Raw genomic sequence first — 25,207 nt, 5'->3', positions numbered from 1 at the left:
GGACGTGACGTGGCGAACGACGCCAGCACCGTTTTCGACGTAGTCATTCTCGGAGGCGGAAGCGGCGGTTACGCCGCGGCGCTCCGCGCCGCTCAGCTGGGCCTGAGCGTTGCCCTGGTCGAGAAGGGTGAGCTGGGCGGCACCTGCCTGCACCGCGGCTGCATCCCGACCAAGGCGCTGCTGCACGCCGCGGAGATCGCGGACGAGACGAAGGAGGCCGCCGAGTTCGGCGTGCTGGCCACCTTCCAGGGCATCGACATCAACGGCGTCCACAAGTACAAGGACGACGTCATCGCCGGCCTGTACAAGGGTCTGCAGGGCCTGGTGGCGTCCCGCAAGGTCACCTTCATCCAGGGCGAGGGCAAGCTCTCCTCGCAGACCTCGGTTGACGTCAACGGCCAGCGCATCGAAGGCCGCCACATCGTCCTGGCCACCGGTTCCGTGCCGCGCTCGATCCCGGGCCTGGAGATCGACGGCAACCGCGTGATCTCCTCGGACCACGCCCTCAAGCTCGACCGCATCCCGAAGTCGGCCGTCATCCTCGGCGGCGGCGTGATCGGCGTCGAGTTCGCCTCGGTCTGGAAGTCCTTCGGCGTCGAGGTCACCATCGTCGAGGCGCTGCCGCACCTCGTCCCGCTGGAGGACGAGAACTCCTCCAAGCTGCTGGAGCGCGCGTTCCGCAAGCGCGGCATCAAGTTCGAGCTGAAGGCCCGCTTCTCGGGCGTCGAGTACACCGAGACCGGTGTCCGCGTCTCCACCGAGAACGGCAAGCAGATCGACGCCGACCTGCTGCTCGTCGCCATCGGCCGCGGCCCGGTCTCGGCCGGCCTCGGCTACGAGGAGAACGGCGTCGCGATGGACCGCGGCTACGTCCTGGTCGACGAGTACATGCGCACCAACGTGCCCACCATCTCCGCCGTCGGCGACCTCGCCCCGACCCTGCAGCTGGCCCACGTCGGCTTCGCCGAGGGCATCCTGGTCGCCGAGCGCCTGGCCGGCCTCAAGCCGGTGCCGATCGACTACGACGGCGTCCCGCGCGTGACCTACTCCAACCCCGAGGTGGCCTCCGTCGGCATCTCCGAGGCCAAGGCCGTCGAGCTGTACGGCAAGGAGAAGGTCGTCACCCTCAAGTACAACCTGGCCGGCAACGGCAAGAGCAAGATCCTGAAGACCGCCGGCGAGATCAAGCTCGTCCAGGTCAAGGACGGCGCCGTGGTCGGCGTCCACATGGTCGGCGCCCGCATGGGCGAGCAGGTCGGCGAAGCCCAGCTGATCTACAACTGGGAGGCCCTGCCGGCCGAGGTCGCGCAGCTCATCCACGCGCACCCGACCCAGTCCGAGGCCCTGGGCGAGGCGCACCTGGCGCTGGCCGGCAAGGCGCTGCACGCGCACGACTGATCGCGCCCCACCCCCCTTTTCCGGTACTTGCCCGCAAGTACTTCCCGCACGCAAGACTTGATAGGAGTCGCTGAAACCATGGCGGTCTCAGTAACACTGCCCGCGCTGGGCGAGAGCGTTTCCGAGGGCACCGTCACCCGTTGGCTGAAGGCCGAGGGTGAGCGTGTCGAGGTCGACGAGCCGCTGCTCGAAGTCTCCACCGACAAGGTCGACACCGAGATCCCGGCCCCGGCTTCCGGCATCCTCTCCTCGATCAAGGTCGGCGAGGACGAGACCGTCGAGGTCGGCGCCGAGCTGGCGATCATCGACGACGGCTCCGGCGCCCCGGCTGCCGCTCCGGCCCCGGCCGCCGCGGCCGCCCCCGCTGCTCCGGCCCCGGTGGCCGAGGCTCCGGTCGCCGCCCCGGCCCCGGTCGCCGAGGCCCCCGCCGCTGCTCCGGCTGCTCCGGCTGCTCCGGCTGCCGACGCCACCCCGGTGCTGCTGCCCGCGCTGGGCGAGTCCGTCACCGAGGGCACCGTCACCCGTTGGCTGAAGGCCGAGGGTGAGACGGTCGAGGTCGACGAGCCGCTGCTCGAGGTCTCCACCGACAAGGTCGACACCGAGATCCCGTCGCCGGTCGCCGGCACCCTGGTGAAGATCCTGGTCGGCGAGGACGAGACCGCCGAGGTCGGCGCCCAGCTCGCGCTGATCGGCGCCGCGGGTGCCGTCGCCGCCGCTCCGGCTCCGGTTGCCGCTCCGGCCCCGGTCGCCCCGGCCGCTCCGGCTCCGGCTCCGGTTGCCGCCCCGGCTCCGGTTGCCGCCCCGGCTCCGGTCGCCCCGGCTGCCCCGGCTCCGGCTCCGGTTGCCGCTCCGGCCCCGGTCGCCCCGGCCGCGCCGGCCCCGGCTCCGGTTGCCGCTCCGGCCCCGGCTGCCCCGGCTGCCCCGGTTGCCGACAGCGGTGACGCCTACGTCACCCCGCTGGTGCGCAAGCTCGCCGCCGAGCACGGCGTCGCGCTGTCCTCCGTCGCCGGTACCGGCGTCGGTGGCCGCATCCGCAAGCAGGACGTCATCGCCGCCGCGGAGGCCGCCAAGGCCGCTCCGGCCCCCGTCGCCGCTGCCGCCCCGGCCGCCGCGCCGAAGGCCGCCGCCGCGCCGTCCGCCCTGCGCGGCCAGACGGTCAAGATGACCCGCATGCGCAAGGTCATCGGCGACAACATGATGAAGGCCCTGCACGAGCAGGCGCAGCTGACCAGCGTGGTCGAGGTGGACGTCACCAAGATCATGTCGCTGCGCGGCAAGGCCAAGGACTCCTTCCTCGCCCGCGAGGGCGTGAAGCTGTCCCCGATGCCGTTCTTCGTCAAGGCCGCCGCCCAGGCGCTGAAGGCCCACGCGGTCATCAACGCCCGGATCAACGACGCCGAGGGCACCATCACCTACTTCGACACCGAGAACATCGGTATCGCGGTGGACTCCGAGAAGGGTCTGATGACCCCGGTCATCAAGGGTGCGGGCGACCTCAACATCGCCGGCATCTCGAAGAAGACCGCCGAGCTGGCCGGCAAGGTCCGCGACAGCAAGATCACCCCGGACGAGCTGTCCGGCGCCACCTTCACCATCAGCAACACCGGCTCGCGCGGTGCGCTGTTCGACACCGTGATCGTGCCGCCGAACCAGGCCGCCATCCTGGGCATCGGCGCGACCGTCAAGCGCCCGGTGGTCATCGAGGCCGACGGCGGCACCGCCATCGGCATCCGCGACATGACCTACCTGTCGCTCTCCTACGACCACCGCCTGGTGGACGGCGCCGACGCCGCCCGCTACCTGGTCGCGGTCAAGGAGATCCTGGAGGCCGGCGAGTTCGAGGTCGAGCTCGGCCTCTGACCCTCCACGGTCCCTGCGGAACCCCGCGTCGTCCCCGGACGGCGCGGGGTTCCGCCGCTCCCGGCGCCGATCCGCCGTCCCCGGCCCCGATCCGCCGTTCCCGGTTCGACCCGAGCCGCGCCGGGCCGGGTCATGGCATGCGCGGACGCGGGCGAACGGGGATGCTTGAGCGGTGATGGACGAGACGGACTTCTGGCAGATCATCGACGAGACCCGGGACGACGCCGACGGCGATCCCGACGAGCAGGCCGACCGGCTGGTGGAGCGGCTCGTCCGGCTGACCCCGGACGACGTGATCGACTTCGCCCGGCTCTTCGAGGCCCGGTTCCAGCGCGCCTACCACTACGACGTGTGGGGCGCCGCCTACCTGCTGCTGGACGGCGCCTCCGAGGACACCTTCGACTTCTTCCGCTGCTGGCTGATCGCCCAGGGCCGGGACGTCTTCGAGGGCGGGCTGGCCGAGCCGGACGACCTGGCGGACCTACTGCCCGAGTTCGACGAGGAGGAGGACGGCGAGGCCGAGGACATCGGCTACGCCGCCGACGAGGCGTACGAGCGGCTGACCGGGCTGCCGCTCCCCGAGGTGGGCGGACGGCAGCCCGGACGCCCGTCCGGTGCGGCGCTGGACTTCGACGACCCGGACGTCATGGCGAAGCGCTTCCCCAAGTTGTGGGAGCGGTACGGGGATTGAGCCGGCCTGTATGGGGGGCCGGCCCGGCGCACGCTGCGCGGGGCCGGCCCGGTGCTCAGGTGGAGCTGCCGGACGAGCTGTCCTGCTTGACGCCGTTGAGGATCTGGTCCAGCACCGAGGCGTCCGGCGCGGCCGGGGCATCGTCCACGCCGCCCTCGAAGACCACGTAGCCGCCGCCCTTGGCCGGGACGGCGGCCAGCAGGACGTAGCCCTGGGTGCCGTCCGAGGTGCGGACGTGCCAGCGCGTGGCGTAGCCGAGCACGCCGGCCACGCTGACGTAGCCGGAGCCGGCGTCGGTGTGCGAGGTGATCCCGGTGAAGATCTGCCCGGCGTAGGTGGGCATCGTGGCATCGGCGGCGGCCTTGGGGGTCGCGCCCTGGACGGTGTCCTTCTCGATCGAGAACTGACCGCGGATGCAGGAGTTGCCGTCCGGGCAGGTGTAGCGGCCGCTGCCGAGGAAGACCGTCGAGTGCGTGGAGTTCGTCCCCGCGTCCCAGCCGTCGAACACCGGGACCGTGATCGCGTGCTGCGGGTCCGGGACGGTGGTCTTGAGGGCCGGCGCGGGCTTGGGTGCCGTCGGGCTGGTGGTGGGCCGCGTCGGTGTGGGGCTCGGCGAGGGGCTGTCGCTCTGGGTGACGGTGACGGTGGGATTCGGGGTCGGGTCCGCGTTGGGGTTGCCGCCGCCGCTGAGCATGATCCCGGCGACGATCCCGCCCACGACCAGCACGGCGAGGGAGACGCCGATGATCATGCCGGACTTGTTCTTGACGGGCGGCGGCGGGTAGCCCGGCCCTGGGTAGCCGTAGCCCGCGCCCTGGGCGGCGGGGTAGCCGGCCTGGCCCGGGTAGGCACCCTGACCCGGGTAGGCACCCTGGCCCCCGTGGGCGCCCTGGCCCGGGTAGCCGTAACCGGGCGTCGGGGCACCGTCCTGGCCCGGGTAGCCGTAGGACGGGGCCTGGGCGCCGTCCGGGTAGCCGTAGCCGGGCTTCCGGTCGGAGGGCGGCCAGGTCTGCGTCGGGGCGTCGGCGAGCTGTCCGGCGCCGCCCTGGAGCGGCCTGACCTCACTGGTCCAGGCGTTGCCGTCCCACCAGCGCTCGTGACCGGGGGTGCCGTCCGCACCCGGGACCGGGTACCACCCGGGAGGCGTCGAGTTGCTCACGGGCGTACGGTACCCGGCGTGGCGGCGGTCCAGACAGGGTGGGAGTGTCACGACTCTGCACCGCGCCCCGCACTGCTCGCGCGCCGCTTCCGCACGCCGGTCGGGCCCTGCAGATCGCCGGTCGGGCCCTGCCGATCGCCGGTCGGGCCGCCGCCGATCGCCGGGATTCCGGGCTCAGCCGGCCAGTCGGCGGGCCATCCAGATGTCGTCCACGTAGGTGCCGTCGATCAGGAACTCCTCGGCCAGCGAGCCCTCGACGACGAAGCCGCAGCTCTCGTAGAGGCGGCGGGCCGGGGCGTTCCAGCCGAGCACCCGCAGGGTCATCTTCCGGGCGCCCCCGGCCCGCGCCGCGTCGCAGGCCGCCTCGACCAGGCGGCGGCCGATGCCCCGGCCGCGGGCCGTGCCGTCGACACCCAGGCCCTGGATCTGGCGGACGTGGCGGTTGCTGGCCAGCGGGGTCGACGGGACCTGGCGGACGTACCCGACGATCCGGCCGTCCAGGACGGCCAGCAGGAACTGCTCGGGGGTGCGGCGCTCGTCGAAGAGCCCGTCCGTGGCGGGCGGTTCCGGCGAGACGTCGGACAGGGTGGACCAGGCGCCGCGGTTGAGAACGGCGAGTTCACGCTCGTCCTCGGGCTGCGCCGGACGGATGATCAGATCGTCGTCGTGCATGCGCGTCATGCTAGTGAGGCGCGTGCGAACCTGACAGGCGTTCGGGACGGTCGGGGCGCCCCGGATGGCCGGGGCCTTCGGGGCGGCCCGGGCGGTCGGGGTGCTCGGGAACTGCGAGGATGGGCGCATGCGCATCGCTGTCACAGGCTCCACGGGATTGATCGGTTCGGCGCTCGTCCGCTCCCTGCTGGCGGACGGCCACGAGGTGGTCCGGCTGGTCCGGCACCGGTCCAGGACGGGCCCGCAGCCCGACGGCAGCACGGCCATCGGCTGGAACCCGCTGCTCGGCGAGGTCCAGCGGGACGGGCTGGACGGCGTCCAGGCGGTGGTGCACCTGGCCGGTGCCGGGGTCGGCGACCACCGCTGGACGGACGCGTACAAGCGGGAGATCCGGGAGAGCCGCGTCTACGGCACCGAGACGCTGGCCGCCGCGCTGGCCGAGATGAAGGAGCCGCCCCGGGTCTTCGTGAGCGCCTCCGCGGTCGGCTGGTACGGGCAGACCGGCGACCGGGTGATCGACGAGGACTCCCCCGCCGGCGACGACTTCCTCGCCGAGGTCTGCCTGGAGTGGGAGGCCGCCGCCAGGCCCGCCGAGCGCGCCGGGATCCGGGTCGTCCACCCGCGCACCGGGATGGTGCTCTCCACGACCGGCGGGGCGGGCGGGCGGCTCTTCCCCCTGTTCAAGCTGGGCCTGGGCGGGCGGCTCGGCAACGGGCAGCAGTACTGGAGCTTCATCTCGCTGCACGACGAGGTGGCCGCGCTGCGTTTCCTGATCGACCACGACGACCTCTCCGGCGCCTTCAACCTGACGGCGCCGAACCCGGCGACCAACGCCGAACTGACCACCGCGCTCGGGCGGGCGCTGCGGCGACCGACGCCGTTCCCGGTGCCGGAGGCGGTGCTCAAGGTGGTGCTGGGCGAGCTGGCGGTCGAGGTGGTCGGCAGCCACCGCGTGGTGCCGCGACGACTGTCGGACGCGGGCTTCCGCTTCACGCACCCGGACGTCTACTCGGCGGTCCTCGCGGCGCTGTGACGTACGCGCGCCGGGCCCCGTGCGTACCCCCGACTACGGCATCCACCCTGGCCAGGGGCATATGCCGAGCGGGGGTCGGACGGGGCTCCGGGAGGGGGCGCACGGGAGCACACGGCGGGCGCGTCGCACGCCCCCGGTGACCGTACGCGCCCGCCGACCCCCGAACCCGCCGCCACGGCGCACTGTCCGTGACCGCGCCCCTGCCCGGCGCCGCACAACCCCGACCCACCCTCGAATCCGGCTCGATGCGCTTGTCTGATGCTCACACTGACTGGGCATCACCCTCCTCGGACCGTGTCCCGGCACCCCGCTGCCTGCGTCGGCCGGAGCCCCGGGACCAGGGAGGGAGCACGCCAGTGCCCACGTACGACTTCACTCGCCGCGCCCGTCGGCCGTCCGACCCGGACGTCGTCGTGATCGGCGCCGGCCTCGCGGGCCTGGCCGCCGCCCGCGAGCTCACCGGCCGCGGCCTCACCGTTCGGCTCCTGGAGAGCAGCGACCGGATCGGCGGCCGGATGGCCACCCGCGAGCTGGACGGATTCCGGCTCGACGACGGCAGTCACCTGCTGAACACGGCCTTCCCCGAGCTGCGCCGCACGCTCGACCTCGACCGCCTCGACCTGCGCCCGCTCGCGCCCGGCGTACTCGTGCACAGTGGCGGCCGCCGGTACCGCGCCGGGGACCCGCAGCTCACCGCCGCCCGTCAGGCCGCCACCCGGGCCCCGCTCGGCAGCCCGCTGGACAAGGCCCGGCTGGGCAGCTGGCTCGGCCGGCTCGCCACCACCCCGATCAGCCGGCTGCAGGCCCGACCGGAGACCACCGCCGCCCGCGCGCTGGCCGGCCACGGACTCGCGCCGCGCACCGTCGACGGCTTCCTGCGCCCGCTGCTCAGCGCCCTGCTCAGCGATCCGGCGCTCGGCACCAGCAGCCGGGTCGCCGACCTGGTGCTGCGCTCGTACGCGCGCGGGCGGCTCTGTCTGCCCGCCGCCGGGATCGCGGCGGTACCGGCTCAGCTGGCCGCAGCCCTGCCCGCCGGCACCGTCCGCACCGGGGTCGAGGTCACCTCGATCACCGCGGACGGCGTGGAGACCGTCGGCCACGGCCGGATCGGCGCCCAGGCCGTCGTCGTCGCCACCGACGCCCGCTCCGCCGCCGAACTGCTGCCCGGCCTGCGGCTGCCGGCCTTCCACCCCGTCACGACCTTCTACCACGCGGCCGACCGCGCCCCGGTGGGCGAGGCCGTGCTGCTGCTCGACGGTGACCGGCCGAACGGACACCCGCCGCTGGTCTCGCACTCGCTGGTGCTCAGCGAGCTGCACCCGTCCTACGCCCCGGCCGGCCAGGCGCTGGTCGCCACCACCGTGCTCGGGCGGCGCGCCTTCGACGCGGGCGGCCCGGCCGGGCTGGAACCGGCCGTCCGGGCCCGGCTCGCCGAGCTGTACGGCACCTCCACGACGGGCTGGCAGTTCCTCAGCGTGCGGCACGTCCCGGACGCGCTGCCCGCGATGCCGCCGCCGCACAACACCCGGCGCCCGGTGCGCCTGCTGGCCGGGCTGTACGTCGCGGGGGACCACCGGGACACCAGCACCGTGCAGGGCGCGCTGGTCTCCGGGCGGCGGGCGGCACAGGCGGTGCTGCGCGACCTCGGTGTCCCGGCCGACGTGCGGGAGGCGGAGGCGGCGGCCTGAGGAGCCCGTCCGATTCCGGAGTCGAGCGTCCACGACGGTCCTCGGCGGCCCTCGGGTTCCTCGGGTTCCTCGGCGGTCCTCGGGTGCCCGGGGGTGGACGGACACGCCGGCGGCCTGCCGGGGCGCCGGAGCGGCGGCGTGCCGGGAAGCCGAGGGCCCGGGCCGAGGGCTGGTGACGGCCCGGCCGGGCCCCGACGTCGGCTCGGCCCGGGCCTCTGCTCGCCCCCGGACGGTCAGATCACCCCCGATTGGCGGGCCGTCTCCTCGAAGGCGCGGGCGACCGGGCTGCCGCGGTACGGGGTGAGCCGGCGGTGGAAGTCCCGGACGTACTCCAGCGAGCGGGCCGAGCGCATCTCCCCCGCCGCCCGTAGCGCGTCGGTCGCCATGGTGCAGGCCTCGTCGAGGTCCCCCATGCCGAGCCGGGCGGTGGCCAGCACCAGCCGGCAGAAGATCCGGCTGCGCGCGTAGGCGGGCGAGCGCAGCCGCAGGGACTTCTCGGCGTGCTGCGCGGCGGTGCGCCACTGCTGCAGGTCGCGGTAGCAGTGGGCGAACTCGTCGGAGAGCTGCGCCTCGTCGAAGTACCGCGCCCAGGCGGGTAGTTCGTCACCGGTACGGGCCGCCGCCAGGGACCGCTCGGCACGGACCAGCGCGGTGGTGCAGGAGCGGACGTCACCCAGAAGGCCGTGCCCGCGCGCCTCGGCGGCGTGCATCAGCGACTGCACCACCGGCGGGACGGCGGTGCCCACGCCCTGCTGGGCGACCCGGGCGAGCTGGACCGCCTCCCGGCCGTGGCCGAGGTGGACGGCCTGCTGGCTCATCGTCACCAGCACGTAGCCGCCGAGCGCGCGGTCCCCCGCGGCCTGGGACAGCCGCAGTGCCTGGACGAAGTAGCGCTGGGCGAGGCCGTGTGCGGCGATGTCGAAGGACGTCCAGCCGGCCAGCCGGGTGAGGTCGGCGACGGCACCGAACAGGGCCCGGCCGATCTGCTCGCCGTAGCGGCCGCGCAGCATCGGCTCGGCCTCGCTCTCCAGGTAGCGGACCAGCGCCTGGCGGGCGTGCCCGCCGCCGTAGGCGTGGTCGAGCGCGCGGAAGAGGTCGCCGACGGCGCGGATGGCGGCGATGTCGCCGCGGCCGACCCGCAGGGCGGGGCGGGACTCGCGCGCCGGGTCGGTGTACGGCGGCTCGACGGCGACCGGCGGGCGGCGGCTCTGGGTGGGCACCCGGCCGATGGTGGGGGCGGTACCGGTCGTGCCGGCCGTGCTGCGCGCGGTGGGCGCGCCGGTGAGCCCGGCGGCGGGGCCGCGTGCCGGGCTCACCGGGGACGCGCCGGGTGCGCCCTGCGCGGGGGCGCCGTTGATGGCGGCGGAGGCGGTACCGGCGGCCGGTGGTCCGGTGGCGGTGTCCGGGCGGGCCAGCGTGGAGCCGTCCCGGGCGACGCGCTCGTCGGTGCGGCCGATCAGCCAGTCCCGGCTGGGCACGACCAGGCCGGCCGGGGTGAAGGCGATCCGGCGCAGCTCGGACTGCGGGCCGTTGTCCTTGCGCCACATGCTCGCCACGATGTCCACCGCCTCCTGCGGGGTCTCGGCGAACTCCAGGCCGGCGTAGACCGGGGCGCAGGCGTCCAGTCCCAGGTCCTGGGCGGTGAGGCGACGGCCCAGGCGGCGGGTGAAGACCTCGGCGATCAGGGCCGGGGTGGCGCCGCGGGGTTGCTGCCCGCGCAGCCAGCGGGTGACCGAGGTCTTGTCGTAGCGCAGGTCGAGGCCGTGCTCCAGGCCGAGCTGGTCGACCCGGCGGGCCAGCCCGGCGTGCGAGAAGCCGGCCTCCTCGATCAACGCGGCGAGCTGGCCGTTCTGCGGGGCCGGGCCGGAGTGGCCGGAGCCCCGCGCGGGAGCACCGGGGGTCTCGTGCCGGTCGGGTGTGGCCTGCGCGGGCAGCCGCAGCTCGTCGGCGGTCGAGGCGTCGGCGGTCAGCGTGTCGCCCGTGAGGGCGTTCGGGGCCAGGGCGTCGGGGGCGTCCGGAAGGCTCCGACCGACCGGCCCTCGGTGGTGGCCGAGCGGGTCGAGCGGTCCGTACGCCGGGCTGTCGGTTGCAGGCCGTTGGGGCATGTCTGTCAACACCTCTCGGACGTCGCACCGGGCTCTACCAGCACTTCGGCGGCCTGGGGCGGCGCCCCCTGTCGGGAATCGGCGTGAATGTAGCGAGCATTCGGGCGCTATGGGTGGATCTGACCGAGCAATCCTCCGAACGGGTGAAGCAACCGCGCCCATTGTGGGGAAGCGCGGTCACCATGGGTTTGGCTTTCCGGGGTCGAACCGTCGATCGAGGGTCGTAGTGGTTGCCGCCACAGCGCGGCAGGCTGCTGTGGTGACCCGCCACATGGGAGCCGGGGCAACCGATTCCTACCGTTCTCGGCCATGGACACCACTACAGCCCGCCCGCTCGACGGCCGTACGGCCCTGGTCACCGGGGCCGCCTCGGGCATCGGCCGGGCCTGCGCCGAGGCCTTCGCCGGGGCCGGCGCCCGGGTCTACGTCGTCGATCTCGCGGCCGGTCCGGCCGAGGAGCTCGCCGAGCGGATCGGCGGGCAAGCGATCGTCACCGACCTCGCCGACCCCGAGGCCGTGGACGCCCTGCCGGACGACGCCGACATCGTGGTCAACAACGCCGGGCTCCAGCACGTCGCGCCGGTGCACGAGTTCCCACCCGACCGCTTCACGCTCATCCAGCGGGTGATGGTCGAGGCCCCGTTCCGCATCCTGCGCCGGACCCTGCCGCACATGTACGAGCGCGAGTGGGGACGGATCGTCAACATCTCCTCCGTCCACGGCCTGCGCGCCAGCGCCTTCAAGTCCGCGTACGTCACCGCGAAGCACGCCCTGGAAGGCCTGAGCAAGACGGTCGCCCTGGAGGGCGCCCCGCACGGCGTCACCAGCAACTGCATCAACCCCGGTTACGTCCGGACTCCCCTGGTGGAGAAGCAGATCGCCGCCCAGGCCCTCGCGCACGGCATCCGCGAGGACGAGGTCGTCGAGCGGATCATGCTCGACCGCACCGCCGTGAAGCGCCTCATCGAACCCGACGAGGTCGCCCAACTCGCCCTGTGGCTCTGCTCTCCCACCGCCTCCTACATCACCGGCGCCAGCCTCCCCGTCGACGGCGGCTGGACGGCGCACTGACGTCGGTCCCCCCGACTCCCCGCAGGTGGTGCACCCGTCGGCCCGTGCCCCGGCGCGGCCGGGGCACGGGCCGACGTCATGAGGTCCACGAGTGGACCGATCGAGGCCGGACGAGGGGTGAGGGTTATGGGGGTGGCGGTCATATCCACCCTCGGGACTATGTGGGTCGGCCACATAGTCCCGAGGGCCGGCGGTTCCTACCTTGTGGCGACATCGTCTCCCCCGGCCCTGGAAGTGGTGGCACATGAACGGCTCTGCAAGCGGTACGGCTGCACGCAGTTCACTCCCGAGAGTGGTGGCGGCCAGCCTGATCGGCACGACCATCGAGTGGTACGACTATTTCTTGTACGGAACAGCTGCGGCGCTGGTGTTCGGGAAGGTGTTCTTCCCGCACAGCGATCCGCTGACGGGGACGCTGCTGTCGTTCCTCACCTACGCGATCGGGTTCGCGGCGCGGCCGGTCGGCGCCCTGGTGTTCGGGCACTTCGGGGACCGGGTGGGGCGCAAGCGGCTGCTGGTGGTGAGCCTGCTGTTGATGGGCGGGTCGACGACGGCGATCGGGCTGCTGCCGACGTACGACTCGGTCGGGGTCACGGCGCCGGTGCTGCTGACGGCACTGCGGCTGGTGCAGGGGTTCGCGCTCGGCGGTGAGTGGGGCGGGGCCGTGCTGCTGGTGTCGGAGCACGGGGACCAACGGCGGCGCGGCTTCTGGGCGTCCTGGCCACAGGGCGGGGCGCCGGCCGGGAACCTGCTGGCGGCGGGGGTGCTGTCGCTGATGACCTCGCTGCAGTCCGACGCGGCGTTCCTGTCGTGGGGCTGGCGGGTGCCATTCCTGCTGTCGGCGGTGCTGGTCGGGGTCGGGATGTGGATCCGGCTCGCGGTGGACGAGTCGCCGCTGTTCAAGGCCGCGCTGGCGGCGCAGCGGAACCGGGCGACCGTCGAACAGCCGCCGCTGGTCAGCGTGTTGAAGCACCACTGGCGGGAGGTGCTGGTGGCCATGGGGGCGCGGATGGCGGAGAACATCTCGTACTACGTGATGACGACGTTCGTGCTGACCTACGCGGTCACCCACGCGCACTTCGGCAAGCAGAGCGCGCTGAACGCCGTACTGATCGCCTCCGCGGTCCAGTTCGCACTGATCCCGCTGTTCGGCGCACTGTCCGACCGGGTCGGGCGCAAGCCGGTGTACCTGGTGGGCGCGGTCGGGGTCGGCATCTGGGCGTTCGTGTTCTTCGGGATGGTGGACACCCGGTCGTTTGGTTCGCTGGTGCTCGCGGTGACCGTCGGCCTGGTCTTCCACAGCGCGATGTACGCGCCCCAGGCGGCCTTCTTCTCCGAGCTGTTCGCCACCCGGATGCGCTACTCGGGCGCCTCGATCGGGGCCCAGTTCGCCTCCGTGGCGGCCGGCGCCCCGGCGCCGCTGATCGCCACCGCGCTGCTGAAGGACTACGGCAGCTCGACCCCGATCTCGGTGTACGTCGCCATCGCGGCGGCGGTCACCGTACTGGCGGTGCTCTGCGGACGGGAGACCAGGGGACGGGACCTCGCCGAGATCGACGAACAGGCGGGCCAGGAGGCCCAGTCGGCGGACGCCGATACGGTCGGAAAGCCCGCCGTGGCCTGAGGACCGAGCCGCTACCATCGCGACTTCCCGGGATCGACGAACCGACGCCGATTGGCGGCACGCACCATGAACCACCCTCACGAAAGCGCCGCACCCGCGCTGCGGCGACTGCTCGACCTGCTCGCCTCGGGCGCCGCCACCGAGGACTTCGCCGACGTGTTGGCCGACGCCCGCCGCCGCGGGGCGTCGGCCGACACCCTCGCCGCGATCGACGACGCCACCTGGCAGGCCCTGCGGGTCCACCGCACCCTGCGTCAACACCGGCGCCGCGAAGCAGAGTTGACCGCACTGTTCGACACCGCCGGGGACCTCGCCGCCTCCCGGGAGCTGGACACCGTGCTCCAGGCCATCGTCCGCCGGGCCCGGATGCTGCTCGGCACCGACACCGCGTACCTGACCCTGCCGGACGAGGCCGCGGGCGACACCTACATGAGGGTCACCGACGGCTCCGTCTCCGTCCTGTTCCAGACGCTGCGGCTCAGCCTCGGCGACGGCCTGGGCGGGCTGGTCGCGCAGACCGCCCGCCCGTACGCGACCCCCGACTACCGGACCGACGAACGCTTCCACCACACCGGCACGATCGACGCGGGCGTCCTGGACGAGGGCCTGGTGGCGATCATCGGGGTGCCGCTGCTGCTCGGCGGTCAGGTCATCGGGGTGCTGTTCGCCGCCGACCGCTCGCCCCGCGCCTTCTCCCCCGACGAGGTCGCGCTGCTCTGCACGCTCGCCGCGCACGCCGCGATCGCCCTGGACACCGCCAAGTCGCTGGCCGACACCCGGGCCGCGCTCGCCGAGCTGAACGCCGCCAACGAGCTGGTCCGGGCCCACTCCGCCGCCGTCCAGCGCGCCGAGCAGGCGCACGACCGGCTCACCGACCTGGTGCTGCGCGGCGCCGAGGTGCCGGACGTCGCCGCCGCCGTCGCGGCCCTGCTGGGCGGGGAGATAGCGGTCCTCGACGCCGAGGGCGAGCCGCTGGCCGGACGGTCCGCCCCCGCCGCCGAGCTGACCGCAGCGGTCGGCGCCTCCCGCGCCGAGGGGCGGTCCGTGCGGCACGGCGAGCAGTGGGTCTGCGCGGTGCTGGCCGGGCACGACGCGCTCGGCACCATGGTGCTGCGCGGACGGCCCGACCTCGACGACGCCGACCGGCGCCTCTTCGAACGGGCCAGCGTGGTGACCGCGCTGCTCCTGCTGCTGCGCCGCTCGGTGGCCGAGACCGAGAACCGGGTCCGCGGCGAACTGCTCACCGACCTGCTCACCGCCCCCGAACGCGACCCGGCCGGACTCACCGCGCGCGGCCGTCGGCTCGGCGTGGACCTCGCCCGGCCGCACCTGGTGCTGGTGGCGGAACCGGCCGAGCCGACCGGCACCGACCGCGGACGGCTGGCGGGCGCGGCCCGGCGCTACCTGTTCGGCTCCCGGGGCGTCAGCGCCGAGCACGGCGAGGCGGTGGTACTGCTGGCGCCCGTCGAGGCCGGCACCGGCGAGGACCCCGAGGACACCGCCCGGCAGGCCGCCGAACGGCTGGCCCGGCTGGCCGGCTTCCCGGTCACCGTCGGCGCGGGCCGCCCGGCCGCCGGTCCGGCCGCACTGGCCGCCGCGTACACCGAGGGCCTGCGCTGCGTACGGGCACTGCGGGTGCTCGGCCGCGCCGGGGAGGGCGCCTCGGCCCGCACGCTCGGCTTCCTCGGGGTGCTGCTCGGCGACGGCCACGACGTGGACGGCTTCGTCGGCGCGACCCTCGGCCCGCTGCTCGCGTACGACTCCCGGCGCGGCACCGAGCTGGTCCGCACCCTGCGCGCCTACTTCGACTGCGGCGGCAGCCTCACCCGGGCCAAGGACGAGCTGCACGTCCACGTCAACACGGTGGTCCAGCGGCTGGACCGGGTCGAGGCACTGCTCGGGCGGGACTGGAACCACCCAGAGCGGTCGCTGGAGCTCCAGCTCGCACTGCGCCTGCAGCTGCTCGCGGGGGCCTGAGCAGGGGCCTGAGCAGGGGCCTGGGCAGGGGCCCGAGCGGGCGGCGGAGCAGGGGCCTGGGCAGGGGCCCGAGCGGGCGGCGGAGCAGGGCCGGGGCGGGGCGTGGCCGACGCCGGGCGGGGTGCCGGGCGGGGCGCGAGCGGGGACAAGGCGGCTGGTCGAACCCGATCGGGCTGGGCGTACAGTGGCGAGGTTGGTCTCGAACGCCTGGCAAGGAGCGGCAGCGGTGAGCGAGAACGTGCGTTTTGTTCACATGGGCATAGGTGAGCGCACCGTGCCCTACCAGGAAGCGTGGCAGGAGCAGCAGCGGCTGCACGCCCTGCGGGTCGCGGACGAGATCCCCGACACCGTCCTGCTCCTGGAGCACCAGTCCGTGTACACCATGGGCAAGCGCACCAACCCCGCCGACCTGCCGCTCGACGGCACCCCGGTAGTCGAGGTCAACCGGGGCGGCGAGATCACCTGGCACGGCCCCGGCCAGCTGGTCGGCTACCCGATCGTCAAGCTGCCGGACCCGATCGACGTCATCGCCTACGTCCGCCGGCTGGAGGAGGCGCTGATCCGCGCCGCCGCCGACTTCGGCGTCGGGACCACCCGGGTCGAGGGCCGCAGCGGGGTCTGGGTGCTGGGCGAGTCCCTCCCGGACGCCGTGGTCGACCCGGCCCAGGTGGTGGACCTCGGCAAGCTGACCCTGCGGATGGGCCTGCCGCTGGGCATCGACCCGCGCCTGGCCGGCCCCGAGTACGCGCCCTCCAACGCCGGGCAGCGCGGTGACGACCGCAAGCTCGCCGCCATCGGCGTGCGGGTCGCCCGCGGGGTGACGATGCACGGCTTCGCACTCAACTGCGACCCGGACATGACCTGGTTCGACAAGATCGTGCCGTGCGGCATCCGCGACGCGGGTGTGGCCTCGCTCACCGGCGAGCTGAAGCGCGACCTCACCGTCGCCGAGGCGGCGCCGACGGTCGAGCGGCACCTCGCGGAGCTCTTCGCCGAGCTGCCGGAGCCGGCGCTCAGCCGCTGAGTCCCGGAGCCGGCGCTCGGCCGCCGACCCGGCCCGCCCGGTTTCCGCCCACGCCCGGCGGCCGAAAAGCCGTCGAGCACTGGGAATCTACTCACCGGTAGCCGTGTTGCCCTGCGATTGCAGGGCGCCAGGCCCGGCGAAGGCCGTACAACCACAGGCGTACCCTGGGGGTACCCCGTCTAGTTCTAGGAGTCGCACGTGTCCGCTGTCGCGCCCGACGGCAGGAAGCTTCTCCGCCTGGAGGTCCGCAACAGCGAGACCCCCATCGAGCGGAAGCCCGAGTGGATCAAGACCCGCGCGAAGATGGGCCCGGAGTACAACGCCCTGCAGTCGCTGGTGAAGAAGGAGGGGCTGCACACGGTCTGCCAGGAGGCCGGCTGCCCCAACATCTTCGAGTGCTGGGAGGACCGCGAGGCGACCTTCCTCATCGGCGGTGACCAGTGCACCCGCCGCTGCGACTTCTGCCAGATCGACACCGGCAAGCCCGCCGAGTTCGACCGCGACGAGCCGCGCCGGGTCGCCGAGTCCATCGTCACCATGGACCTCAACTACGCCACCATCACCGGCGTCGCCCGCGACGACCTGGAGGACGGCGGCGCCTGGCTGTACGCCGAGACCGTGCGCCAGGTGCACGCGATGACCGCCGACCGCGAGGCCGGCCGCACCGGCGTCGAGCTGCTCATCCCCGACTTCAACGCGGTGCCCGAGCAGCTGGCCGAGGTCTTCTCCTCCCGCCCCGAGGTGCTCGCGCACAACGTCGAGACGGTGCCGCGGATCTTCAAGCGGATCCGCCCGGCGTTCCGCTACGAGCGCTCGCTGGACGTCATCACCCAGGCCCGCGCGGCCGGACTGGTGACCAAGTCCAACCTGATCCTGGGCATGGGCGAGACCCGCGAGGAGGTCAGCCAGGCGCTCGCCGACCTGGTCGGCGCCGGCTGCGAGCTCATCACCATCACCCAGTACCTGCGCCCCTCGCTGCGCCACCACCCGGTGGAGCGCTGGGTGAAGCCGCACGAGTTCGTCGAGCTCCAGCAGGAGGCCGAGGAGCTGGGCTTCGCCGGCGTCATGTCGGGTCCGCTGGTCCGGTCGTCGTACCGGGCCGGCCGGCTGTACCGCCAGGCGCTGGAGCGGCGCGAACAGGCCGCGGTCTGACGGATCCCCGGCGGGTTTGAGCCATTGGAGGGGCGGAGCTGCGGCTCCGCCCCTCCGGGTTTCACCACGCTTTGACTGCCTGGTCACGGGCTGGTAACACGGGGTGGGGACGATGGACGCCCAGTGAGCGTTCGATTCTTCTCAGCCACGAGAGGAGCTGTTCGACATGGAGATGCGGATCCGGTCGGTGGGGGCGGCGCTGCGGTTCGCCGAGAGCGTCCTGCTGGCGCCCGGCCAGCGGCACGCGCGACGCAACGCGTGGGCGGCGGTGTGCGAGAACCGCCGGTACGCGGCGGACCGCCGCCACGACGCCGTCACGGTGGAAACGACGGGGGCCCGAGCCGTCCGGCGGTGAGCCCGGCGGCGCCTCCCACGACGGTGCGGCCGCCGGCCGTGACGTCCCGCGTCGACGGGGCCCCGGGCGTCGCTGTGCGCGACGGTGTAAGGGCACTCGGGTCACGGTTCGGGCGAACGGGTACCCGGGCTTGGATATCCCGCACCAGTGCCACGTACCATGAGCGTTATGGCGAGGGAAACATCCGAGAACCCCGGGCGACTGAAGCAGATCCGCCTGGCGTACACCATGACCAAGAAGGTCGACACCAAGATCGGCCTGATCATCGCCGGCGTCGGCCTGCTGACCTTCGGCGTGTTCCTCGCCATCGGCTTCGCAATCGACCACCCCGTCTACCTGGGCATCCTGGGCTTCATCGTGGCCGTGCTGGCCATGGCGATCGTCTTCGGGCGCCGGGCCGAGCGCGCCGCGTTCGGACAGATGGAGGGGCAGCCGGGCGCCGTCGCTGCGGTGCTGAACAACATCCGGCGCGGCTGGAGCTCCAGCACCACCCCGGTCGCGGTCACCCGTAACCAGGACGCGGTCTACCGCGCCGTGGGCCGGGCCGGCATCGCGCTGATCGGTGAGGGCAACCCGAACCGGGTGCGCCAGCTGCTGGCCTCCGAGAAGAAGAAGATGGCCCGTGTGGTCGGCGACGTGCCGGTGCACGACATCGTGGTGGGCAACGGCGAGGGTGAGATCCCGCTGAAGAAGCTGCAGGTCCACCTCATGCGCCTGCCCCGCGCGATCACCGCCGCCCAGGTCACCGAGACCAACGACCGCCTGCGCGCGCTGGGCGACCTGCTCTCCAAGGCGCCGATCCCCAAGGGCCCGATGCCCAAGGGTGCCCGGATGCCCAAGGGCGGCCAGGCCCGCTGACCCCTCCCCGCCCCTGACGACACGAGAACGGCCCCGCCGCGGAACTCCGCGGCGGGGCCGTTTCGACGTTTCGACGTTTCGACGTTCGAGGCTTCGGGCGTCGCGACTCGGTCTCCTTCGCGACTTCGCGACTTCGCCGCGTCGTGACTTCGGAGCGGAGCCGGATCGAGCTAGATCCGGACCTCGACCGTGCCGACCGCCTTGTCGTGCAGGCCCCGGGTGTCGCGGTCCCAGACCAGCGGGGGCACCACCAGGCAGAGCAGCAGGGTGCGCAGCAGGACCTGCGGGATGGTCGCGCGGCCGCCGTCCAGGCGGACCACCCGGAGACCGAACAGTCGCTTGCCGACCGTCGTACCGGTGGTGGACAGCAGCAGGGCCACGACGACGAAGTACAGCGGGCTGGTCCACAGGTTGGCCTCGGTCACGTCGCCGCGGGCGATCAGGCCGTACGAGATCAGGGCGACCAGCCAGCCGTCCACGAGCAGGGCGCCGATCCGGCGACCGGGGCCGGCGAGCGAGCCGGAGCCCTCCTCGGGCAGCCCGAGGCGTTCGCCGCGGTAGCCGAAGTCGGCGCCCATCTTCTCGGCGACCGCCTTGGGGCCGTCGATCCACGATCCCAACGCTTCTCTGGTGTCCACGAATCCACACTAACCGGGCTGACGGCGCGCACCGTCACCGGCACCCCTCCGGGCGGGGAGCTGCCCCCGACCGGGTGAATCCGACTCGCAGGGCGTTTCCGGACGGACTTCCCAGTGGTCCAGACCACTTGCGGAGAGGCGCCCAGGTCGGCGGGGTGATTTGCCCCGTCCCGTACGTCTTTGCCACCCGTCCGGGGGGTGTGGTTAACATCGAGGAAACGAGCGGGTCACCGACTGGAAACGACCCATTCCTAGGGTGAGCCCAATTCGCACGCCGAGGAGGATGGATGTTCAACAACGCCGCCGAAGTGAAGCAGTTCATCCAGGACAACGATGTGAAGTTCGTCGATGTCCGATTCTGCGACCTGCCGGGCGTCTTGCAGCACTTCTCCGTACCTGCGGCGACCTTCGATCCGTCCGAGATCCTGATGTTCGACGGCTCGTCGATCCGCGGCTTCCAGGCCATCCACGAGTCCGACATGGCCCTGGTCCCGGACCTCGCCACAGCCCGGCTCGACCCCTTCCGGGCCGAGAAGCACCTCAACATCAACTTCTTCATCCAGGACCCGGTCACCGGCGAGGCCTACAGCCGCGACCCGCGCAACGTCGCCAAGAAGGCGGAGGCCTACCTCGCCTCCTCCGGCATCGCCGACACCGCGTTCTTCGGGCCCGAGGCCGAGTTCTACGTGTTCGACTCGGTCCGCTTCGAGACCAGCGCCAACGCGTCCTTCTACCACATCGACTCGGAGGCCGGCGCCTGGAACAGCGGCGCCGCCGAGGGCGACGCGCGCGGCTACAAGGTCAAGTACAAGGGCGGCTACTTCCCCGTCCCGCCGGTCGACCACTTCGCCGACCTGCGCGCCGAGATGTCGCTGGAACTGGCCAAGGCCGGACTCGAGGTCGAGCGCCAGCACCACGAGGTCGGCACGGCCGGCCAGGCGGAGATCAACTACAAGTTCAACACCCTGCTGCACGCCGCCGACGACCTGATGCTGTTCAAGTACATCATCAAGAACGTCGCCTGGCGGAACGGCAAGACCGCCACCTTCATGCCGAAGCCGATCTTCGGCGACAACGGCTCGGGCATGCACGTCCACCAGTCGCTGTGGAGCGACGGGACGCCGCTCTTCTACGACGAGCAGGGCTACGCCGGGCTCTCCGACACCGCCCGCTACTACATCGGCGGCCTGCTCCGGCACGCCCCCTCGCTGCTGGCGTTCACCAACCCCTCGGTGAACTCCTACCACCGCCTGGTGCCGGGCTTCGAGGCCCCGGTCAACCTGGTCTACTCCCAGCGCAACCGCTCGGCCGCGATCCGCATCCCGATCACCGGCTCCAACGCCAAGGCCAAGCGCATCGAGTTCCGCGCACCGGACCCGTCCTCCAACCCGTACCTGGCCTTCTCCGCCATGCTGATGGCCGGCCTCGACGGCATCCGCAACAAGATCGAGCCGCTGGAGCCGGTCGACAAGGACCTCTACGAGCTGGCCCCCGAGGAGCACGCCAACGTCCCGCAGGTGCCCTCCTCCCTCCCGGCCGTCCTGGAGGCCCTGGAGGCCGACCACGAGTACCTGCTCGCGGGCAACGTCTTCACCCCGGACCTGATCGAGACCTGGATCGACTTCAAGCGCACCAACGAGATCGCCCCGATCGCACTGCGGCCGCACCCGCACGAGTTCGAGCTGTACTACGACCTGTAGGACACCTCTGACCTGCGGAAAATGCAGGTCGGTCTCTCATCGTTTCCGCAGGTCAGCACCTCGCTGACCTGCGGAAACGCCGGCCGACGGGATGCAGCCGATACCTGGCTTCTCCGTGGTGGGCACCGGATGTGCAGCCAGATCGAACTCGCCTGTCGACCTCATGCAACATCGCTGCCAGGAATCGCGCTGGGTTTACGTCGAACCCTCGATTGCGGATAGTTACTTCCTCAGATGGTGGCCCGGACGGGGACGACTGGACCAGCAGGCCCTGGCCGGATCACCAAGGGCCCGGGAACGCTGAGATCTTCGGAGACCGCCACCTGCCAAGCTCCATCGTGAGCGCCGCCGGAAGCGCTGGCGCGGCTGGTTCTGGCCACCGAACGGGGTCGGCTGCCGTACCGTGGCCGAGGCACCCGGTGGAGGACACGTTGAGCACAGCAGCGCACCATGCCGAGGAACTCATCCCGAGGCCTACGAAGACGCCGACGGCCCTGAAGGCCGCCTTGGCGGTCGTGGCACCGAACCTCCTGCCGAGGATTCAGGCAGACCTGGAGAAAGCCTTCAACCGAGCCGCCGAGTTGGACAGCCTCACCCCTGTCCACGCCTTCCTGATGCACCGGTCCGCGATGGTCGAGATCGAGCGCTTCCCTGAGACGGCGCGGAAGTACCACCGGAGTCTGTACCTGGCACAACAAGCGGACACTCCGGAGGAAGCCCGCGACCACCTGACGGTCTCGAGCGAGATCCTCCGCGCCGCGACGCAGGCAGTCCGAGGATGAGCTGGTCCTGGGAGTAGCACCCAGATGCCGACTACGTGGCCGCCGGCGCTCCCGCCGAATTCCTGGCCGAGGTGGCGAAGCGAGCCGATGAACTGGTGAGAATGGCCGAAGCTCTCCACCTGGACGGAACGACGTTCGAGTGAGCCGGGCCGAGCATGGAGGCGGTGGACGTTCCTGGCGGGATGTTCCACTACTTCATCGCCCCGCGGCTCGAGCGGGTGTTCGTCGTCCAGGTCACCACACTCTGACACGCGATGACACCTCCTCGGCTCGGCATCGGGGTCTGTCTCTCTCCTTACAGAGGGTGACAGACCCCGATTACGTCATCCCCTCTACTCAGGGCATCACCCCATGTCGCCAGTCGCATGGATAGCCCTGCCCTGGAACTGGGCGGGGCCGCCAGTCGCAGTTCGCTGCCCTGTCGGGTGTCAGATCCTTCATCGTCGGGGGGAAGAGTCCCCCGTCCGTCACGGCCGGGGGCTGCACCGAAGCAGCAGCGTGATCGCGGCATGCTGCCGAACGGATGAGATCACTCGGGGTGGCGTGCCTGGCGCGATCTTCGCTGGAGAGCCGACATCTAGTTTGTGCGGGGACGGAGCGGCACCCGCCGGCTTCGTATCGTGCTCGGCCTTCCCCGGCCTGTCATCGATGGAGGTTCTGATGTGGGGAATCCGGCATCGCCCCGGCGGCGGGGCGAGTCCACGTCCATGGCAGTCGAGACCCGCGCTGCGGATCGTGGTGGCCGCTTCGGCGGCCATCCTTGCGATCTTCGGGTCAGCCCTCCCTGCGTTCGCGCAGACCTCACCGCTTCAGCTGACCAAGACTCCTGACGCGGCGTCCGTAGCGGCACCTGGCCAGATCGGCTACACGCTGACGTTGACCAACACCGCTCGCACCGCCATGTACTCGATCGCCCTTACCGACCAGCTGCCGACCACCGCCGGCACCAGCTGGACGATGAGTCCGCCGGTGCTCGGCTGCAGGATCTCGACCGGCAGGCTCAGCTGCGGCTTCCTCCGGCTGGCCGGCGGTTCTCAGGTGCGGGTGCACATCACCTCACCTACCACGAGAGCCACGTGCGGCACGGTCTCGAACTCAGCCTCGGCGCGCGCCGCCACCGCACCACGCCCGGTGAGCTCCGGGACCTCCTCGATCACCGTGACCTGCCCGCCGTCCGGGGATGTGGCGCTGACGGAGTCGGCGAGCCCGTCCACGGTGCCGGTGAACGGAACGGTGACGTACTCGTTCACGGTCAAGAACAACGGCCCGGATCCGGTGGCGCACCCGGTGGTGACGGACACCCTGCCGGTGGGCGCGACGTTCGTGGACTTCGGCCCCGGCACACCGACCGGGTGCTCATGGAACTCGGTCCCGCGGCAGTACACGTGCGACGTGGGTGCGTTGGCCTCGGGTGCGTCCACGACGGTGACGGCCGAATTCAGCTACGCGAACACCGGCTCGTACACGGACGCGGCGAGCGTCCAGTCGGAGCTCCCGGACCCGAACACCGCCAACAACTCGGCGACGGCGACGGTCACGGTCCGCGCACTCTCCGGGGACGTGGCGCTGACCGAGTCGGCGAGCCCGTCCACGGTGCCGGTGAACGGAACGGTGACGTACTCGTTCACGGTCAAGAACAACGGCCCGGATCCGGTCGCGCACCCGGTGGTCACGGACACCCTGCCGGTGGGCGCGACGTTCGTGGACTTCGGCCCCGGCACACCGACCGGGTGCTCATGGAACTCGGTCCCGCGGCAGTACACGTGCGACGTGGGTGCGTTGGCCTCAGGTGCGTCCACGACGGTGACGGCCGAATTCAGCTACGCGAACACCGGCTCGTACACGGACGCGGCGAGCGTCCAGTCGGAGCTCCCGGACCCGAACACCGCCAACAACTCGGCGACGGCGACGGTCACGGTGACTTAGCGGGAGCATCGGCACCTCCTCGGCCGCCCCAGCGTCATCGGCCCAGCCGATGACGGTGGGGCGCCAACGATGGCTTGACTCAAGCGAGGGCTACAGCTGCCTGCCACTGGCCGCCTCACCCGAGCGGGGCCCGTGTGCACCGGTTGTGCAGCGCCCCTCCCGGAGGCTACATAAGCGCAGGTCAGAGGCATGTTCGAGCTGCACTACGACCTGTAGGGCCCCTCTGACCTGCGCGGACGCGCAGGCCGGACGGCATCCGGGGAGGAGCTGAACGTCGGCTCCTCCCCGGATCTGCGCGTGGGTGCCGGGGCTACGGGTCGTCCGGGGTGAGGGCGAGGACGGCGAGGTCGTCGGCGAGCAGGCCGGCGTACCGGTGGACGTCCTCGGCCAGGAAGGAGACCAGCCGGTCGGGCGCGGTGGTGCCGAGGGCGGCGAGGCGCGGGGCCAGCGGGTAGAAGGCGCCGTCGGCGTCCCGGGCCTCGCTGACGCCGTCGGTGTAGAGCAGCACGGTGTGGCCCGCCGGCAGGGCGACGGCGGTCGGCTTGCCCCGCTCCTCGGCGGGCCCGAGGTGGCCGAGGCCCAGCGGGAGTTCGTCCGCGCAGGGCACCGGGCAGATGGTGCCGCCGGTCAGCAGCAGCGGGGTGGTGTGGCCGCGGTTGACGATCTCCACGCAGTCGGAGCCCGGCCGGTACTGCAGCAGGACGGCCGTGGCGAACAGCTCGTCGTCACCGCGGTCGGCGGCGTCGCGCAGGACGGCGCGGTCCAGCTGGTCGGCCAGCTCGACCAGCCCCGGGGTGTCGTACGCCGCCGCCCGGAACGCGCCCAGGACGTCGGCGACCGTCCGGACCGCGCCGAGGCCCTTGCCGCGGACGTCGCCGAGCAGCACCCGCACGCCGAAGCGGGTGTCGCACACCTCGTACAGGTCGCCGCCGACGAGCACGTCGGCCTGGGCCGGGCGGTAGAGGCCGGCCACCCGCAGCCCGCCGGCCCGTTCGGGCACCGGCCGCAGCACGGTGCGCTGCAGGGTCTCGGCGACCGTCCGGGCCTGCAGCAGGTTGCGGTTCTGCCGGGTGCGCTGCCACGACAGGGCGGTGCCCATCACTCCGGAGAGCAGGGTGGCGATGTAGACCCAGACGTGGTGCTGCTCGTTGATGTGGCCCGCGCGCAGGGCCAGGACCAGCTGGAGCGCCAGGGATCCGACGGTGGCGGTGGCGGTCAGCACCGGGCCGTAGCTGAACGCGGCCACCACGGGCAGCGCGGTCAGCAGGAAGCCGGCGGCGACGGCGTCCGGGACGACGGCCTCGGCGGTCAGGTCCAGCGCCAGCAGGACGAGCGGGAGCCACGGGACCCATCGCGGCACCCGGGGCTCCAGCGCGGCACGGCGCGACGGGCGGGGTGCTGTGGGCACGGCGGGACCTCCAGGCCGACGGCCGCTCCCGGACGACTGGTCCGGAATATGCGGTTTCGTCCCTCCATGCTCTCCCACGAACGGCC

The 25,207-nt window shown here is 72.5% G+C and carries 20 protein-coding genes; 15 read left to right on the top strand and 5 right to left on the bottom strand.

Annotated features, from left to right (window positions below):
* The first annotated feature begins 9 nt into the window (after positions 1 to 9).
* The 3 genes from lpdA (at position 10) to ABTY56_RS13540 (ending at position 3,949) form a co-directional block, all read left to right on the top strand.
* Complete coding sequence (gene lpdA, locus ABTY56_RS13550; protein WP_502893099.1) at positions 10 to 1,398, top strand: dihydrolipoyl dehydrogenase; 1,389 nt, start codon at positions 10 to 12, stop codon at positions 1,396 to 1,398.
* Between the two features lie 78 nt (positions 1,399 to 1,476).
* Positions 1,477 to 3,258: a 2-oxoglutarate dehydrogenase, E2 component, dihydrolipoamide succinyltransferase gene (sucB, locus tag ABTY56_RS13545; protein WP_350628919.1), complete on the top strand. Its 1,782-nt coding sequence runs from the start codon at positions 1,477 to 1,479 to the stop codon at positions 3,256 to 3,258.
* 175 nt (positions 3,259 to 3,433) lie between these two features.
* Positions 3,434 to 3,949: a DUF4240 domain-containing protein gene (locus ABTY56_RS13540; RefSeq protein WP_350629005.1), complete on the top strand. Its 516-nt coding sequence runs from the start codon at positions 3,434 to 3,436 to the stop codon at positions 3,947 to 3,949.
* Positions 3,950 to 4,004: 55 nt separating this feature from the next.
* Here ABTY56_RS13540 and ABTY56_RS13535 read toward each other — a convergent pair whose 3' ends face one another.
* On the bottom strand, positions 4,005 to 5,108 hold the full coding sequence (locus ABTY56_RS13535) for a DUF2510 domain-containing protein (RefSeq protein WP_350628918.1): 1,104 nt from the start codon (positions 5,106 to 5,108) through the stop codon (positions 4,005 to 4,007).
* Positions 5,109 to 5,282: 174 nt separating this feature from the next.
* Positions 5,283 to 5,780, bottom strand: a complete 498-nt coding sequence (locus tag ABTY56_RS13530; RefSeq protein WP_350628917.1) for a GNAT family N-acetyltransferase — start codon at positions 5,778 to 5,780, stop codon at positions 5,283 to 5,285.
* Positions 5,781 to 5,907: 127 nt separating this feature from the next.
* On the opposite strand from ABTY56_RS13530, the gene ABTY56_RS13525 reads away from it, so the two are divergent.
* Both ABTY56_RS13525 and ABTY56_RS13520 read left to right on the top strand, forming a co-directional pair.
* Entirely contained in the window at positions 5,908 to 6,813 is a 906-nt protein-coding gene (locus ABTY56_RS13525) for a TIGR01777 family oxidoreductase (protein ID WP_350628916.1), read from the top strand.
* Between the two features lie 356 nt (positions 6,814 to 7,169).
* Complete coding sequence (locus tag ABTY56_RS13520; protein ID WP_350628915.1) at positions 7,170 to 8,501, top strand: NAD(P)/FAD-dependent oxidoreductase; 1,332 nt, start codon at positions 7,170 to 7,172, stop codon at positions 8,499 to 8,501.
* Between the two features lie 233 nt (positions 8,502 to 8,734).
* On the opposite strand, the gene ABTY56_RS13515 is transcribed toward ABTY56_RS13520, so the two are convergent.
* The gene (locus ABTY56_RS13515) at positions 8,735 to 10,606 is read right to left on the bottom strand and encodes an NsdA family TPR-like regulatory protein (protein WP_350628914.1); all 1,872 of its coding nucleotides are present in this window, start codon (positions 10,604 to 10,606) and stop codon (positions 8,735 to 8,737) included.
* 309 nt (positions 10,607 to 10,915) lie between these two features.
* Here ABTY56_RS13515 and ABTY56_RS13510 point away from each other — a divergent pair, with 309 nt between their 5' ends.
* The 7 genes from ABTY56_RS13510 (at position 10,916) to ABTY56_RS13480 (ending at position 18,667) form a co-directional block, all read left to right on the top strand.
* Positions 10,916 to 11,677 carry a 3-hydroxybutyrate dehydrogenase gene (locus ABTY56_RS13510; protein WP_350628913.1) on the top strand — a complete coding sequence of 254 codons (762 nt, stop codon included), beginning with the start codon at positions 10,916 to 10,918 and terminating at the stop codon, positions 11,675 to 11,677.
* 244 nt (positions 11,678 to 11,921) lie between these two features.
* A complete protein-coding gene (locus ABTY56_RS13505; RefSeq protein WP_350628912.1) occupies positions 11,922 to 13,301 on the top strand; it encodes an MFS transporter in 1,380 nt (459 codons plus the stop codon).
* A gap of 66 nt (positions 13,302 to 13,367) precedes the next feature.
* Positions 13,368 to 15,278 carry a helix-turn-helix domain-containing protein gene (locus ABTY56_RS13500; protein ID WP_350628911.1) on the top strand — a complete coding sequence of 637 codons (1,911 nt, stop codon included), beginning with the start codon at positions 13,368 to 13,370 and terminating at the stop codon, positions 15,276 to 15,278.
* Between the two features lie 253 nt (positions 15,279 to 15,531).
* Positions 15,532 to 16,302 carry a lipoyl(octanoyl) transferase LipB gene (gene lipB / locus ABTY56_RS13495; RefSeq protein ID WP_502893107.1) on the top strand — a complete coding sequence of 257 codons (771 nt, stop codon included), beginning with the start codon at positions 15,532 to 15,534 and terminating at the stop codon, positions 16,300 to 16,302.
* Between the two features lie 198 nt (positions 16,303 to 16,500).
* Positions 16,501 to 17,454, top strand: a complete 954-nt coding sequence (gene lipA / locus ABTY56_RS13490) for a lipoyl synthase (protein ID WP_329928437.1) — start codon at positions 16,501 to 16,503, stop codon at positions 17,452 to 17,454.
* Between the two features lie 166 nt (positions 17,455 to 17,620).
* Entirely contained in the window at positions 17,621 to 17,809 is a 189-nt protein-coding gene (locus tag ABTY56_RS13485) for a hypothetical protein (RefSeq protein WP_350628909.1), read from the top strand.
* 159 nt (positions 17,810 to 17,968) lie between these two features.
* Entirely contained in the window at positions 17,969 to 18,667 is a 699-nt protein-coding gene (locus ABTY56_RS13480) for a DUF4191 domain-containing protein (protein ID WP_396547717.1), read from the top strand.
* A 170-nt stretch (positions 18,668 to 18,837) separates the two neighbouring features.
* Here ABTY56_RS13480 and ABTY56_RS13475 read toward each other — a convergent pair whose 3' ends face one another.
* A complete protein-coding gene (locus ABTY56_RS13475) occupies positions 18,838 to 19,305 on the bottom strand; it encodes an RDD family protein (protein WP_350628908.1) in 468 nt (155 codons plus the stop codon).
* A 287-nt stretch (positions 19,306 to 19,592) separates the two neighbouring features.
* Between ABTY56_RS13475 and glnA the strand changes: the two genes are divergently transcribed.
* The 3 genes from glnA (at position 19,593) to ABTY56_RS13460 (ending at position 23,713) form a co-directional block, all read left to right on the top strand.
* On the top strand, positions 19,593 to 21,005 hold the full coding sequence (gene glnA, locus ABTY56_RS13470) for a type I glutamate--ammonia ligase (RefSeq protein WP_350628907.1): 1,413 nt from the start codon (positions 19,593 to 19,595) through the stop codon (positions 21,003 to 21,005).
* Positions 21,006 to 21,436: 431 nt separating this feature from the next.
* Positions 21,437 to 21,787, top strand: a complete 351-nt coding sequence (locus ABTY56_RS13465; protein ID WP_350628906.1) for a hypothetical protein — start codon at positions 21,437 to 21,439, stop codon at positions 21,785 to 21,787.
* 543 nt (positions 21,788 to 22,330) lie between these two features.
* Entirely contained in the window at positions 22,331 to 23,713 is a 1,383-nt protein-coding gene (locus tag ABTY56_RS13460) for a DUF11 domain-containing protein (RefSeq protein ID WP_350628905.1), read from the top strand.
* A 310-nt stretch (positions 23,714 to 24,023) separates the two neighbouring features.
* Here the strand turns inward: ABTY56_RS13460 and ABTY56_RS13455 are convergent, their stop codons facing one another.
* The gene (locus tag ABTY56_RS13455) at positions 24,024 to 25,121 is read right to left on the bottom strand and encodes a PP2C family protein-serine/threonine phosphatase (protein WP_350628904.1); all 1,098 of its coding nucleotides are present in this window, start codon (positions 25,119 to 25,121) and stop codon (positions 24,024 to 24,026) included.
* Positions 25,122 to 25,207 lie beyond the last annotated feature (86 nt).

Origin of the sequence: Kitasatospora sp. NPDC097691, assembly GCF_040302665.1 — a bacterium.
Taxonomy (GTDB): domain Bacteria; phylum Actinomycetota; class Actinomycetes; order Streptomycetales; family Streptomycetaceae; genus Kitasatospora.
The sequence above is the reverse complement of the archived record's forward strand: the minus strand, read 5'-3'. Positions and strand labels throughout refer to the sequence as shown.